General features: G+C 52.2%; 12 protein-coding genes. 6 read left to right on the top strand and 6 right to left on the bottom strand.

From position 1 onward, the window contains the following. A partial coding sequence (locus THS27_RS16355) for a DMT family transporter (protein WP_085592750.1) occupies positions 1 to 715 on the top strand: 715 nt, incomplete at its 5' end. Between the two features lie 187 nt (positions 716 to 902). Next, complete coding sequence (locus tag THS27_RS16350; protein WP_246832991.1) at positions 903 to 2,576, top strand: phosphoethanolamine transferase; 1,674 nt, start codon at positions 903 to 905, stop codon at positions 2,574 to 2,576. A 110-nt stretch (positions 2,577 to 2,686) separates the two neighbouring features. On the opposite strand, the gene THS27_RS16345 is transcribed toward THS27_RS16350, so the two are convergent. From THS27_RS16345 to THS27_RS16325, 5 genes are all read right to left on the bottom strand, one after another. After that, positions 2,687 to 3,106: a secondary thiamine-phosphate synthase enzyme YjbQ gene (locus THS27_RS16345; RefSeq protein WP_085592746.1), complete on the bottom strand. Its 420-nt coding sequence runs from the start codon at positions 3,104 to 3,106 to the stop codon at positions 2,687 to 2,689. A gap of 15 nt (positions 3,107 to 3,121) precedes the next feature. Next, positions 3,122 to 3,946: a class III extradiol ring-cleavage dioxygenase gene (locus tag THS27_RS16340; protein ID WP_085592744.1), complete on the bottom strand. Its 825-nt coding sequence runs from the start codon at positions 3,944 to 3,946 to the stop codon at positions 3,122 to 3,124. 159 nt (positions 3,947 to 4,105) lie between these two features. Then, the gene (locus THS27_RS16335) at positions 4,106 to 4,333 is read right to left on the bottom strand and encodes a hypothetical protein (RefSeq protein WP_085592742.1); all 228 of its coding nucleotides are present in this window, start codon (positions 4,331 to 4,333) and stop codon (positions 4,106 to 4,108) included. 146 nt (positions 4,334 to 4,479) lie between these two features. Continuing rightward, positions 4,480 to 4,692, bottom strand: a complete 213-nt coding sequence (locus THS27_RS16330) for a DUF3185 family protein (protein WP_085592740.1) — start codon at positions 4,690 to 4,692, stop codon at positions 4,480 to 4,482. Positions 4,693 to 4,933: 241 nt separating this feature from the next. Next, positions 4,934 to 8,656 (bottom strand): vitamin B12-dependent ribonucleotide reductase, encoded by a 3,723-nt coding sequence (locus THS27_RS16325; protein WP_085592738.1) that lies wholly within the window; start codon positions 8,654 to 8,656, stop codon positions 4,934 to 4,936. A gap of 873 nt (positions 8,657 to 9,529) precedes the next feature. Here THS27_RS16325 and THS27_RS16320 point away from each other — a divergent pair. The 4 genes from THS27_RS16320 to THS27_RS16305 all read left to right on the top strand — a co-directional run bounded on the left by THS27_RS16320 (position 9,530) and on the right by THS27_RS16305 (position 11,277). Further along, a complete protein-coding gene (locus THS27_RS16320) occupies positions 9,530 to 9,892 on the top strand; it encodes an NADH:ubiquinone oxidoreductase subunit NDUFA12 (RefSeq protein ID WP_085592736.1) in 363 nt (120 codons plus the stop codon). 75 nt (positions 9,893 to 9,967) lie between these two features. Then, positions 9,968 to 10,459, top strand: coding sequence for an outer membrane lipid asymmetry maintenance protein MlaD (gene mlaD / locus THS27_RS16315; protein WP_085592734.1), 492 nt, complete (start codon positions 9,968 to 9,970; stop codon positions 10,457 to 10,459). A gap of 135 nt (positions 10,460 to 10,594) precedes the next feature. Further along, on the top strand, positions 10,595 to 10,837 hold the full coding sequence (locus THS27_RS16310; protein ID WP_085592732.1) for a hypothetical protein: 243 nt from the start codon (positions 10,595 to 10,597) through the stop codon (positions 10,835 to 10,837). Then, positions 10,837 to 11,277, top strand: coding sequence for a DUF2155 domain-containing protein (locus tag THS27_RS16305; protein ID WP_085592730.1), 441 nt, complete (start codon positions 10,837 to 10,839; stop codon positions 11,275 to 11,277). The genes THS27_RS16310 and THS27_RS16305 overlap by 1 nt, the downstream gene beginning before the upstream one ends. Before the next feature lie 163 nt (positions 11,278 to 11,440). Here THS27_RS16305 and THS27_RS16300 read toward each other — a convergent pair whose 3' ends face one another. Beyond that, positions 11,441 to 13,138, bottom strand: a complete 1,698-nt coding sequence (locus THS27_RS16300; protein ID WP_085592728.1) for a methyl-accepting chemotaxis protein — start codon at positions 13,136 to 13,138, stop codon at positions 11,441 to 11,443. Positions 13,139 to 13,285 lie beyond the last annotated feature (147 nt).

The raw sequence follows: 13,285 nt of genomic DNA, 5'->3' as shown, positions 1-13,285 counted from the left end.
GCCCCAGCCGTTATGGCAGGCCATTCGCCCGCGGCGGGACGAAATTTTTGCCGGGGTGTTTTACGGTGGCACCAGCGCCTGTTTTATTTTGTCGATCAAGAACACCGATGCGGCCAATACCCTGGTGATTATTGCGGCAACTCCGTTGATCAGCGGCATTATCGGTGCATTTCTGTTTAAACGCAGGCAACCGCTGCGCACCTGGGTGGCATCCATTGTGGTGTTTGCGGCCCTGGCGATTATTGTGGGCAACGGTTTGGGCGGCGCGCACATGCTGGGCGATATCCTGGCATTGGGAACAGCATTGTGTATGGCGTGTTATTTCAATGTTCTAGGGGCAAGAATTGCGGTTGATACAGTTCGTGCGATGATGGTTGGGGCTTTGCTGGTTGCCATTTGTGTTGCGCCCGCTGCAACACCGTTGGCCTTGTTCCCGTGGGACCCGTTATGGCTGATATTACTGGGCTGTCTGGTGTTGCCGCTGTCGTTTACGTTCATATCGATGGGGGCGAAACGCATACCGGCCGCCGAGGTAGGATTGATCATGCTGACCGAAGCGATATTAGGGTCCGGGCTGGTATGGGTCTTTATGGGTGAAGTGCCGTCATCCACCACCCTGATTGCCGGGGCAGTGGTGATTGTGACATTGGCCAGCCATAGCGCACTGGCATTGTATAGCAGCAAGCGCCGGCGTGGCCCGGTCACAACAGTTTGATATCTGGATGGTTAAACCGACTATGAATTGGGGTTTGATACGTTAAGGGGCGGGCATTTTGGCTGTTTCAGCTTACTGTCAGGAAGCCGCATTAGGGTGCGATTGCCCCTGATCGTGTAACGGCCATTTTCAACACGCATGGCAGGGGTTGATCCCTTGTCTTGTGATGGTTGGAAAGGTAACGCGATTGAAAACCCCCGTTTTGATCCGCGTTCGGGTACTGACACTTGTGTTTGCCCTGTCGCTATATTTTGCATTTGTTCTTAATTTCGCGCTTTTGCGCCATTTTTACGAAATTTTGTCTGCGCTGGATAATTTTAGCGTCGGTTTTGTCATTTCAATTCCGATCGTGCTTGTTGCGGCGTTGAATTTTGTTTTTATTCCTTTTTCGTCGCGCTTTACGCTAAAGCCGTTTTTTATTCTGGTGTTAATCACCGGGGCGATGGTTAGCTTTGCCATGGTGAAATATCGCATCGTTTTTGACCGTGCGATGATCCAGAATATTTTTGAAACCAACAGTCGCGAAGCGGTTTCCTATGTCAACGGGCACTCGGTTGCGATGGTGGTGTTGATGGGGGTTTTACCTGCCATTTTGCTGCTGTTTGTGCGTGTGACATATGCCGAGCGCTGGTATCAGGGCCTGTATCACCGGGTTGGTGCCATGGCCGGTTTTTTGGTGATTGTTGCGGGTTTTGTTGGCTTTTTTTATCAGGATTATGCCTCGATTGGGCGCAATAATCGCGAACTTGCCAAGGAGGTCGTGCCGGAAAATTATATTGCCAGCACGATTAAATATGTCAAACGCCGCTATCTGACGCGCGACGTGCCGTTCAAAATTATTGGGCAGGATGCATCGCTGGCAGCACAAGAACCGGGTGCCAAACCAAAACTGGTCTTTTTGGTGATTGGGGAAACCGCGCGCGCCGAAAATTATGCCGTTAACGGGTATGACCGGCCGACCAACCCGTTTACCCGTAAAATTGATAATCTTGTGTCGTTTCAGAATGTGCATTCCTGTGGTACGGCCACAGCGATATCGGTGCCGTGCATGTTTTCGGCCGAAAACCGCGAAGGGTTTGATACCGACCGGGCGCGCAATAGCGAAGGTTTACTTGATGTGGTGCAAAAGGCCGGGGTTTCGGTTTTTTGGAAAGAAAATGACGACGGTTGTAAAGGGGTATGCGACCGCATCCCCCATATGACCCTTAACCCCGCAGATTACCCGGATTTATGCGCCGACAATGCCTGCCTTGACGAAGCAATGTTGCGCAATATTGACCAGCAGATTGCCGATATGAAAGGTACTGGCGACCGGTTGGTTGGCTTGCACCTGATCGGGAGCCACGGGCCAACATATTATAAACGCTACCCCAAGGCATTTCGTACTTTTATGCCGGACTGCCCGCGCAGTGATATCGAAAATTGCAGCCATGAAGAACTGGTCAATTCTTACGACAATACGATCCGCTATACCGATTTCGTAATATCGCAACTGGTCGCAAAACTGGCCAGTTATCAGGATAAATACGATACTGCGCTGATTTATCTGTCGGACCACGGTGAATCTTTGGGGGAAATGGGCATATATTTGCATGGCACCCCGTATCGATTTGCGCCAGAGCAACAAACCCATGTGCCATTTCAGGTCTGGATGTCGGACGGGTTTATCAAGGACCGGCACATCGATCTGAAATGTTTTGACGCGATAGGCAAAACCCGTGACTTTTCGCAAGACAACATTTTTTCAACTGTGTTGGGTGCCTTTGGTATTCAGACGAAATTGTACCATAAAAAGCAGGATATTTTCGCACAGTGCCCCAGTGTTGGCATAGCCGCCGCCAGGGCAACGGTTTTGCAATAATGGTACGATGCAGCACCCTGGGCGTGTCGTGAGTGAAATGGCAGGATACTTGGCAATGGCAGGAGATAGATACCTGCCATTGCCGTACTCTGCAGGCAGAACCAGCCGGTTTATTGGCCGATGATGTGCAGGTTGATTTGCCTGCGATGCGGTGCATTGCGGTGTTCAAACAGGTAAATGCCTTGCCATGTTCCCAAAACCATACGGCCATTTTGCACCGGAATTCCAAGGGACACGTTGGTAAGGGCGGCACGAATGTGGGCCGGCATGTCGTCCGGCCCTTCGCATGTATGGCGATAAAGGTTCGGGTCTTCGGCGACCAGGCGTTTGAAAAACACTTGCAGGTCATGCTGCACGTCCGGGTCAGCATTTTCCTGAATGGTCAGGCTGGCTGATGTATGGGCGCAGAACACGGTCAGAATACCGTTTTCAAGGGCGCATTCATTCAGCCAGCCTTCGACCAAATGTGTAAATTCGATCAGACCTTGGCCTTGTGTCCGAATTTCAAGCCGGGTTTGATATTGCTGCAATAGGAACTTCCTGTTTCAGGCTGCTTTAATCGACGTTTCCTGATCGTAAAAGCGAAGCGCTGTCATGGCAAGGTTGCCAAATTCGATGCTGTGATGCAGTGTTTTACAGATGTAATGATCATCGGCAGCACCAAGAGCCACATAAAATGGCATCAGATGGTCATCATGGGGGTGGGCCATGCGGGCATGAGGGGCCTTTGAGCGATAGGCCAGCAACGTGTCGATATCGTGCTGTTTGGTGTTTTCAACCATCCATTGGCAAAATTCTTCGGCCCAGGCGTCGGCATTGGGACCGTCATTGCGGTCAAGCGCGCGTAAATTATGGGTCATGGCACCACTGCCGATTACCAAAACCCCCATTTCACGCAGGCCGCGTAATTTTTTGCCAAGGGCAAAATGATCGGCGGGGCTGCCATTTTCGATCATGGACAGCTGAAATACAGGGATATCTGCCTGTGGACGCGCCAAAATCATCGGCATCCATGCGCCGTGGTCCAGCCCGCGCTGGTCATCGGTTTTTGCACCAATTTTGTGGGCAATGGTGCTGGCAAGGTCCGGGGCACCTGCAACATCGTAATGCAACTGATACAGCGCATCGGGAAAACCGTAAAAATCGTGGATGGTTTCCTGGTGCTGTGCGGTTGAAATGGTGGCAACGGGGGCCTGCCAATGGGCCGAAACGATAAGAATGGCCTGCGCACCATCAAGGTGGTCAGGTAATTCGGTGTGAAGGAAATTGAATGCCGGTGTGCTTTGCCGTGCAACCAGCATGGGCGACCCGTGGGAAATAAATATCGGGGCCAGCGCGTTGGTTTGGGGAATGTTGGAAGAATGGGGCATGTGTTGGCCTTCGCAAAATGAAATCTGTTTGGGATATCATTACGCGGAACGGTGCCCCCGACCAGAGCCGCTTTGGCAACAATCTGTTCGCAAACCGGCTATGTCGACCGGTATTGTGTGAAAAACAGGAAATATGGTGTCGGGCAGGGGATGTTTAAGTCATGGATGACTGCGGCCATGTTTGGCGCGAAACTCGGCCTGCAAACTAAAGGCACCTTCGACATCTTCCAGGTTTTCGCGTTGTTCCGGCTGCGGCCCGCCAACATAGGAAGCGTCAATTTCCAGCGCCTGAATAAGCATTTCTGCGACCTCTGCCTTGCCTTCTTCAACGGCCTGGCGATGGGCGAGAATGATCTTGTCCGATAGTCGCTGTCCAGTCTGGGACATTGGTGGTTTCTCCCGACGCGCAAACACTACAGATAACAGTCTTATAACTTTTTATGGCACAAAGACTATAACGCGTTAGTGCATATGGGAACCGGTGATTGCTTTTTCATCGGAAGAAACCGTGATTTTGTTGTTTGTGCGCCTGATTAGCGGCGCTTGCCCCCGAACAGAACCATTAAAATACCGGCAACGGCAGCGGCACCGCCACCAACCAGATACCACATGGTTTCATCGGTGTAGTGACCAAGGAAAGTGTTGGACAATTCCTCAACCGGTTTGTCGGTCGCATTTAGGCCAAAGACCAGCAGCAAAATGCCAACAACCAGCAAAACGGCACCAAGAACACGGCTCATAGCCATCGGGGAAACTCCTGTCTGAAAGACTTTGTTATTTTTGGAGCCTGTCTTGTTCCGGTATTGGTCCATGACAGGCGAACCAAGCGATAACGCTGTGAAAACAAAGATGTTCCGTTGTGAGAGGGGGATAACGACGAATTTTATGACCAATCACACGGATAAATAAAAACCGGCCGGAAATAATTCCGACCGGTTGATAATGCCAAGGCTTTGCCGCACTTAGATCAGGTTTGCGTGCTATGTTTTACGAACAACCGGTGGTGCCACCACAAGAATCGCATTTCAGGCAGGTGCCGTTACGTACCAGCGTGAAGTTACCGCAATCAGGGCAGGCGTCGCCCTCATAGCCCTTCATCCGGGCTTCGCGGATACGGTCCATTTTGGCGTCGGTTTTTGACATGACTTCTTCGCTGACCGTTAGAATAGCGTTATTTTGCGAAGATGAAGCGGTCCCGGCGGATGCCGCCGATGCGGTTTCAGCACTGTGATGGCTATGGTCATGATCATGGCTGTGGGCATGATCTGTTCCGGTTGCCTTTAAGGTAACGGTTTCTTCCGTCGGCAGGCCACCATCTACAACATACAGGTTACGACGGACGAACCCGCTAGACGCTACTTTGCGAATGGTATCAATTGCCTTGTCTTCGGCTTTGGCTTCGTCACCCAAATTGCCTTCGGCAACGCCCGAACCTACGGCATCGGGCAGAATGTCGTTGGGTTGAACATGGGCAAGGTCGTTGCGGCCCAGATAGGAAATGGCAAGTTCGCGGAACATGTAATCAAGAATGGAGGTTGCCATTTTGATCGCATCGTTGCCCGACACCATGCCCGACGGTTCAAAGCGGGTGAAAGTGAAGGCTTCGACATATTCTTCCAGCGGCACGCCATATTGCAGGCCAATGGAAACTGCGATGGCAAAATTGTTCATCAACGACCGGAAAGCTGCACCTTCCTTGTGCATGTCGATGAAGATTTCACCCAGTTTGCCGTCTTCATATTCACCGGTGCGCAGGTAAACCTTATGGCCGCCAACGGTGGCCTTCTGGGTGTAACCCTTGCGACGCGAGGGCAGCGAACGGCGATCACCGCGAATAACCCGTTCGATGATTTTTTCGACGATTTTTTCCGACGCCTCGGTTGCCTTGGCAGCGGTTGGCTGATCGGCATAATCGTCTTCTTCAACCAGGGCAGAGTTTAGCGGCTGGCTGAGTTTCGATCCATCACGATAGAGCGCATTGGCCTTCAAGCCCAGTTTCCAGGAATGGATATAGGCATCCTTGCAATCCTGGATCGAGGCATTGTTGGGCATGTTGATGGTTTTGGAAATTGCACCGGAAATAAACGGCTGGGCAGCGGCCATCATGCGAATGTGGCTGTCAGCCGACAGGTAACGCTTGCCGGTACGGCCACACGGATTTGCACAATCAAACACCGACAAATCTTCGTCGCGCAAATGCGGTGCCCCTTCCAGGGTCATTGCACCACACACATAGGTGTTGGCAGCTTCGATTTCTTTTTTGCTAAAGCCAAGGGCGGCCAGCATGTCAAAGCTGATATCGCTAATCGCTTTGCCATCCAGACCCAGCTGCTTGACGCAGTATTCTTCACCAAAGGTGTATTTGTTAAACACGAATTTGATGTCGAATGCGTTTTCAAGCGCGCCTTCAATCTTTGCCAGGGCTGCGTCGTCAAAGCCTTTGGCGCGAAGAGCGTCGTGGGTGATGGTTGGCGAGCCCTTGAGCGTACCATAACCAACCGCGTATTTTTCCATGTCGCGGATCTGGTTTTCGGTATAGCCCAGCGTTGCCAGGGCAACGGGAACGGTGCGGTTGATGATTTTGAAATAACCGCCGCCAGCCAGCTTTTTAAATTTCACCAGGGCAAAGTCCGGCTCGATTCCGGTGGTGTCACAATCCATCACCAGGCCGATGGTGCCGGTCGGGGCGATAACGGTGGTTTGGGCGTTGCGATAGCCATGCTTTTCGCCCAGTTCCAGTGCCTTGTCCCATGCTGCACGGGCCGCAACGGGCAGTTCGGCATAGGGGCTGTCAGCGGCGATTAGCGGTACCGGGTTAATCGAAAGGCCTTCGTAACCTTCCTGTTCGCCGTGGGCGGCACGGCGATGGTTGCGCATAACGCGCAGCATTTCATCGGCATTGTCGGCATAGCCGGCAAAGGCACCCAGCTCGCCCGCCATTTCGGCGGACGTGGCATAGGAAACACCACACATGATCGCGGTCAGGGACGCACAAATCGCGCGGCCTTCGTCGCTGTCATAGGAAATGCCCATGCTCATCAGCAGGCCGCCAATATTGGCATAGCCCAGGCCAAGGGTACGGTAACGATAGGACAGTTCGGCAATGCGGTCCGATGGGAACTGTGCCATCAAAACCGATACTTCCAGAACAACGGTCCACAAACGCACGGCATGTTCATATGCCGCAACATCAATGCCGCCATCATCGGAACGGAAGTTCATCAGGTTCATCGATGCCAGGTTACAGGCGGTATCATCGAGGAACATGTATTCCGAGCACGGATTGGACGCATTGATGCGGCCAGATGTGGGGCAGGTGTGCCATTCATTGATGGTGGTGTCGTACTGGATGCCGGGATCGGCACAGGCCCAGGCGGCTTCGCCAACCTTGTCCCACAAATCGCGTGCGCTGATGGTTTGGGCAATCTTGCCATCGGTGCGGCGGATCAGGTTCCAGTTGCCATCATCAAGAACAGCTTGCAAAAAGTCGTTCGACACACGGACCGAGTTATTGGAGTTCTGGCCTGAAACCGTCAGATAGGCTTCCGAGTCCCAGTCGGTGTCATAGGTTTTAAAGCTGATTTCGGTGAAGCCTTCACGGGCGAACTGAATGATCTTGTTGATGTAAGAATCGGGGATCATCACAGAACGTGCTGAAAGAATGGCTTCTTTAAGCTGCGGGTTGCTGCGCGGGTTTAACCGTTCATCAGAATCGGCGGCACCGTCCCAGTTGTTGCATGCGGTCAAAACGGCGGTCAGGTGTTTTTCCGCCAGTTTGGAACCGGCAACAAGGGCTGCAACCTTTTGTTCTTCAACGACTTTCCAGTCGATATATTTTTCAATGTCGGGGTGGTCAATATCAACCACCACCATTTTGGCAGCGCGGCGCGTGGTGCCGCCCGATTTGATGGCACCCGCGGCACGGTCGCCAATCTTAAGGAAGCTCATCAGGCCCGAAGAGCGCCCGCCACCCGAAAGTGATTCGCCTTCGCCGCGCACGTTGGAAAAGTTTGATCCGGTGCCCGAGCCATATTTGAACAGGCGGGCTTCACGGGTCCACAAGTCCATGATGCCGCCTTCATTGACCAGATCGTCCGAAACCGACTGGATGAAGCAGGCATGGGGCTGCGGGTGTTCGTAAGAACCGGTGGATTTGGTCAGCTTACCAGTCAGATAATCAACATAGGAATGACCCTGTGCCGGGCCGTCAATGCCATAGGCCCAATGCAGGCCGGTGTTAAACCATTGCGGCGAGTTCGGCGCGCCCATCTGATGGGCAAGCTGGTAACGCATTTCATCAAAAAAGGCGCGGGCATCGGATTCGCCATCGAAATAGCCGCCTTTCCAGCCCCAATAAGCCCATGTGCCCGCCAGACGATCAAATACCTGGGTCGCGCTAAGCTCGCTGGTATAGCGCTCTTCTGCAGGCATTTTCTCCAGTTTGGTCTTGTCAGCCTCGTGGCGCCAAAGCCATTGGGGAACGTCTTTTTCCTTGACCGGTTTCAAGGCAACGGGAACGCCCGCCTTGCGGAAATACTTCTGGGCAAGAACATCGCTTGCCACCTGCGACCAGGTTGACGGCACGTCAATGTCGTTCATTTCAAAAACGGTCGAGCCATCGGGGTTTTTGATTTTGCAGGATGACTTGCGAAAATCGATGTCGGCATACGGGCTGACATCTTCCTGTGTGAACTGCCTGGTAATCCGCATGGTTTGCTCCGTTATTGGCCCCGATACGGCGCAATGCGGCCAGTATCTGATAGACCAGATATTGTTTGCTCACAACGTCAAGCCGCCCCACCGACCTTAGGGAATTGGTCGTGTCCGGTTTGGCCAAATTATTGGTGGAATTCACCCTGGGGCACAAGGCCCGCGGGAGCGCATTATAAGGGGATGAAAAGTGCCCCGTCCACCAAACTTTGTGGTTGACATCAAATTAAGCTACTACATGTAGCGGTGTGTGGCATCTTTGCTGTAATGAGAGTTTTTGCCGATCTGGTTAACAATAGTTGAATCACCCACAAGCAACTGGAATGTCGGGGTTTTTTATCGGCCGTGTTTCGCAATATTACAGGGACTCGCTATACAATACGCTACATATAGTAGGTCGATAACCGTCAGACCCTGCGACGGACACAAGTTACCTTTGTTTGCCGATGAAATCCAGCCTTGCGGGTTAACAATATATTACCTCCGCCTGGAATCTGACAGATTCTGACAGCTAAGTTCATGTAATTTATGTGAAAAAAGACGGTTTCAATGATTGGTCAAACTATAGTTTTCCTTTATTCTCAAAGGGTTTCCAACTTGCTTTGGCTGTGGATAACATGGGGGACAAAAGCCCCAAACCGTATCGTTTCAAAGAGTCGTGCATCTTCATGCCCTTGTGGGGGAAATTTGACGATGTGCGGTGTCTGGCAGCCAGGGTAAAAACGATGATGGTGCAATGCAATGCTTCGGCTTGAAACATTGACTTTGCTCTGACATCGGGACATATAAGGTGCGTAATTGTCCTCGGTGCGCGTTCGCGCAACCGTCGTCCTGTCTGGCAGGGCAAAAACAATTTGGAGAGAGACCGCAAATATGGCCACCGTCGGGACCCGTATCTTTACTTCGCTGTTTGGCAAGCGCGTTGGCGAAGACCGTTATGGTAATGTTTACTATACCGAAAAAAAGGCCGCGCAGGGCCGTAAAGCAAAGCGTTGGGTGATCTATAAGGGCATCGACGAAGGCTCCAAGGTGCCGGCTGAATGGCATGCATGGCTGCATTATACCCTTGATGCGCCGCTGTCGGAAAAAGCGGAAGACCGTTATGACTGGCAAAAAGACCATCAGCCAAATCTGACAGGCACCAAACATGCCTATCGCCCCAAGGGCCATGATTACCAGGGTGGGCAACGTGCCAAGGCCACTGGCGATTATCAGTCATGGACACCGGAAGGCTGATTTTCAGCCCGGATTTTGGATCAGGCCCGTTTTAAACGGGTATTATGCGACATTATTGCAAGGATGGAACAAGGTATGAGCAACAGGCTGGTCGAGACACTGGCAGGTGGCGCAGTTATTTGCGTTGCGGTCGCTTTCGCTGTTTTTTCCTATTCCCGTGCAGGGTTGCGCTCGGTTGAGGGCGGGTACGAGCTGAATGCCAGCTTTAACCGCATTGATGGCCTGGCAACGGGCAATGATGTGCGGATTTCCGGCGTCAAGGTCGGTTCGGTTGTATCGCAAGAGCTTGATCCGAAAACCTATATGGCCGTGATCCACATGAAAATCCGGTCCGATGTGGAATTACCGACCGACAGTGCTGCGAAAATTGCTTCTGACGGGCTTCTGGGCGGCAAGTTTGTGTCGCTGGAACCTGGCGGAGATGTTGACATGTTGCCGCCGGGCGGGTCGGTTGAGTATACTCAGGGGTCGGTAAACCTTGAAGAGCTGATTGGCCAGGTGATTTATTCGAATAAGTCATCAGGTGGTGACAAGGCCGATGCCCAGGCCGCCCCGGCAGGGAACTAGGCCTGTTTTGACGGGCCGGGATGTGACGATTTGCACATCGTCATGATTTGGCCCGGTTTGGTTTGCATCTTTTGACGAAGCATCATCTGTTTACCCTGTAAACCTTTGATGCCCTGATATGGAGCGGAGCAGATTATGAGCAAGTCAGACATCACAACGGATATGCCAACCTGGCATAACCCTGATGGCGCGCCGTTATCCTGCGTCGAGAAAATCAAGGTTCTGAACGAGAATTTTGTCGAACTGCGTGAAATGATGCAGGACGCTCTTGAAGATGCCCTGTTGATGGGATGTGACGAAGAGCAGTTTCGTGCCGTTATGCGAGATGTGGTCGCGGAACTTGAAAATCCCTATGGGACGGCGGAGAAAAAATCCTGATGAATGTTAAATCCCTGTTGGTAACAGGTACGCTTGCAACCGGTTTTGTTCTGGCGGGGGTGACTGGCGCGTCGGCGCTGGATTATCGCAAGGCTGATGTCGCTCAGCTTCAGGGGCTTGATAAAATTACGGCGCGTATTTCGACTTTCGAAGTGCCGGTCGGGCAAAGTGTTGATTTCGGGTCATTGACGATTAAGGTTGACGCCTGCTATCGCACGCCACCTGAAGAACGGCCTGAAAGTGCCGGTTTTCTGGAAATTGTTGATCATCGTTCCGAAGATAAAACCGATGTCGAGGTTTTTAATGGCTGGATGTTTGCTTCAACGCCTGGCCTGTCGGCACTGGAACACCCGGTTTATGATGTCTGGGTGAAGGAATGTCTGGAGCCGGGTGAAAGCCCGACGTCAGGAGACGAGATGCCCCCGGAGAATAATGGTTAAAACACCCGTGTCGTAACGCGCTGTTTTGCATATCAGCGTCGTGTGTGAGCAGATGTTGATATTTTTGGTCAACACGCCAAAGGATGCGCAAATATGAAAAAACCACCGGATTGCGCCGGTGGTTTTTTTATTTGTTGGCCGTAATTCTAACAGGCCAGACCGTTCAGGCTGCTTTGGTGCGAAGGTCGCTCAGGAACATTTCAATTGCCTGCTCCAGCGATGTTGCCTCGGTTACCAGTTGTTCCGCATTTTGCGCCAGGGTGCCGGTTTCGGTTGAAACCTTGCCTGCGTTTTCATTCACTCTGTCTATCCGTTCAGAGACTTCCTGGGTGCCATATGCCGCCTGTTGCACGTTGCGCGAAATTTCTTCAATTGCAGCGTGTTGTTCTTCAACCGCGGCCGAAATTGCCGATGAGCTTTCGGCAACGCGGGCAATGGTCTCCGATATCCGATGGATGGCCTTTACGGCATCGCCGGTTTCATTTTGAACCGATGTAATTTGCTGGTTGATTTCCTCGGTTGCGCGTGCCGTTTGGTTGGCAAGGTTTTTCACCTCGGCGGCAACAACGGCAAATCCCTTGCCTGCATCCCCGGCGCGGGCGGCTTCGATGGTAGCATTCAGGGCCAAAAGGTTGGTTTGTTCGGCGATGGCACCAATCAACTGCGCCACGTCGCCAATGCGCTGGGCCGCTTCGGACAGGCCGGCAACGGTTGCATTGGTGCGAATGGCCTCGGCGTTTGCATTGGACGATACCGTGGCTGAATGGGTCACTTGCTGGGCAATTTCGTCAGAAGACGCACTTAGTTCTTCTGTGGCGGCAGATACTGTTTGAACATTGGCCGATGTCTGGGTGGTGGCAGTGGCAACGGCGGTTGAAAACTCACAATTCATTTTGGCTGCAGTCTGCATCGCGGTTATGGCATTATTCATATTGCCAATTGACCGAATGATATTCTGGATCAAACCTTTTACGCGTTGGTCAAGGGCATCCGCCATGGCGCGAATGTCGTCCTTGCGTTGCTGTTCCGACTGCATTTCAATTTCGCGCTGCCGGGCTTCAAGCTTGCGGTTGTGGATCGCCTGTTCCCGGAAGGTAACAACGGTGGTTGCCATTTGGCCCACTTCGTCGCGCCGCTCCTGGCCTTCAACCTCGTCATCAAGTTGACCTGCTGAAATTTCGGTCATACGGGTGGAAAGCCTGGATAATGCCCCGACAATGTCGTGGCCGATCAGGTATCCGGCGCCAAGCAGCACCAGTAAAAAGGCAGAGCCAATTCCCATCACGACCTTGGCATTGTTCCAGAAGGCGCGGTCAACGTCATCAATGTAAATGCCGGTGCCAATTACGTCACCCCAGGGCAGGGAGCGTGCATAGGAAAGTTTGTCAAAGGTGACGTCTTTGGCTTCACCCGGTTTTGGCCATTGGTAGGTGAAAAAACCACCATCTTTCTGGGAAGCTGCCTTGATAAGCGCCTGAACGACATAGGTGCCGGTCGGGTCCTTGAGGTTTGACAGGTCCTTGCCAACTGTTGCCGGACTGGCACCATTCGCCCGTGCAATGCCTTTGCGGGTATAGGCGAAGAAATATCCGGTGCCGTTGTCGTAACTGCTTTTCATGATGGTTTTGTAAAACAGGGCAATGGCGTCTTCGCGAGACAGATTGCCCTCCTCGGCATAGGTCAGAAAACCATCGGCCATTGTGACAAGAACGTCCGTATCGGATTTAATTTTTTCCTGTCGGTCGGCAAGCAGTTCGGAGCGCAACACCGAAAGCTGTATTATCGCAAATGCCACCAGGGCGATAAGGGCGATAATTGATATGAGTGTGATTTTTGTGCTGATCCTAATGTTTCCCAACATCCCGGTCCCCGTTTTTTGTGAAGGCTGTGGCTTCTGAAAATCCCGGGATAGGATAGACACATTCGGACAGGAATTGATATAGGATAGCTATACGATTGTAGCAGTTATTAGAGAAAAATAATGTTTAGATCTGGCATCATTCCAGCA

It is taken from the genome of Thalassospira sp. MCCC 1A01428 (genome assembly GCF_002115825.1).
Classification (GTDB): domain Bacteria; phylum Pseudomonadota; class Alphaproteobacteria; order Rhodospirillales; family Thalassospiraceae; genus Thalassospira.
The sequence above is the reverse complement of the archived record's forward strand: the minus strand, read 5'-3'. Positions and strand labels throughout refer to the sequence as shown.

Excerpts from the sequence above, each read along its gene's own strand:
- THS27_RS16300 (WP_085592728.1), bottom strand. The coding sequence starts at position 13,138 with ATGTTGGGAAACATTAGGATCAGCACAAAAATCACACTCATATCAATT.
- mlaD (WP_085592734.1), top strand. The coding sequence starts at position 9,968 with ATGAGCAACAGGCTGGTCGAGACACTGGCAGGTGGCGCAGTTATTTGC.
- THS27_RS16305 (WP_085592730.1), top strand. The coding sequence starts at position 10,837 with ATGAATGTTAAATCCCTGTTGGTAACAGGTACGCTTGCAACCGGTTTT.
- THS27_RS16330 (WP_085592740.1), bottom strand. The coding sequence starts at position 4,692 with ATGGCTATGAGCCGTGTTCTTGGTGCCGTTTTGCTGGTTGTTGGCATT.
- THS27_RS16325 (WP_085592738.1), bottom strand. The coding sequence starts at position 8,656 with ATGCGGATTACCAGGCAGTTCACACAGGAAGATGTCAGCCCGTATGCC.
- THS27_RS16310 (WP_085592732.1), top strand. The coding sequence starts at position 10,595 with ATGAGCAAGTCAGACATCACAACGGATATGCCAACCTGGCATAACCCT.
- THS27_RS16320 (WP_085592736.1), top strand. The coding sequence starts at position 9,530 with ATGGCCACCGTCGGGACCCGTATCTTTACTTCGCTGTTTGGCAAGCGC.
- THS27_RS16335 (WP_085592742.1), bottom strand. The coding sequence starts at position 4,333 with ATGTCCCAGACTGGACAGCGACTATCGGACAAGATCATTCTCGCCCAT.
- THS27_RS16340 (WP_085592744.1), bottom strand. The coding sequence starts at position 3,946 with ATGCCCCATTCTTCCAACATTCCCCAAACCAACGCGCTGGCCCCGATA.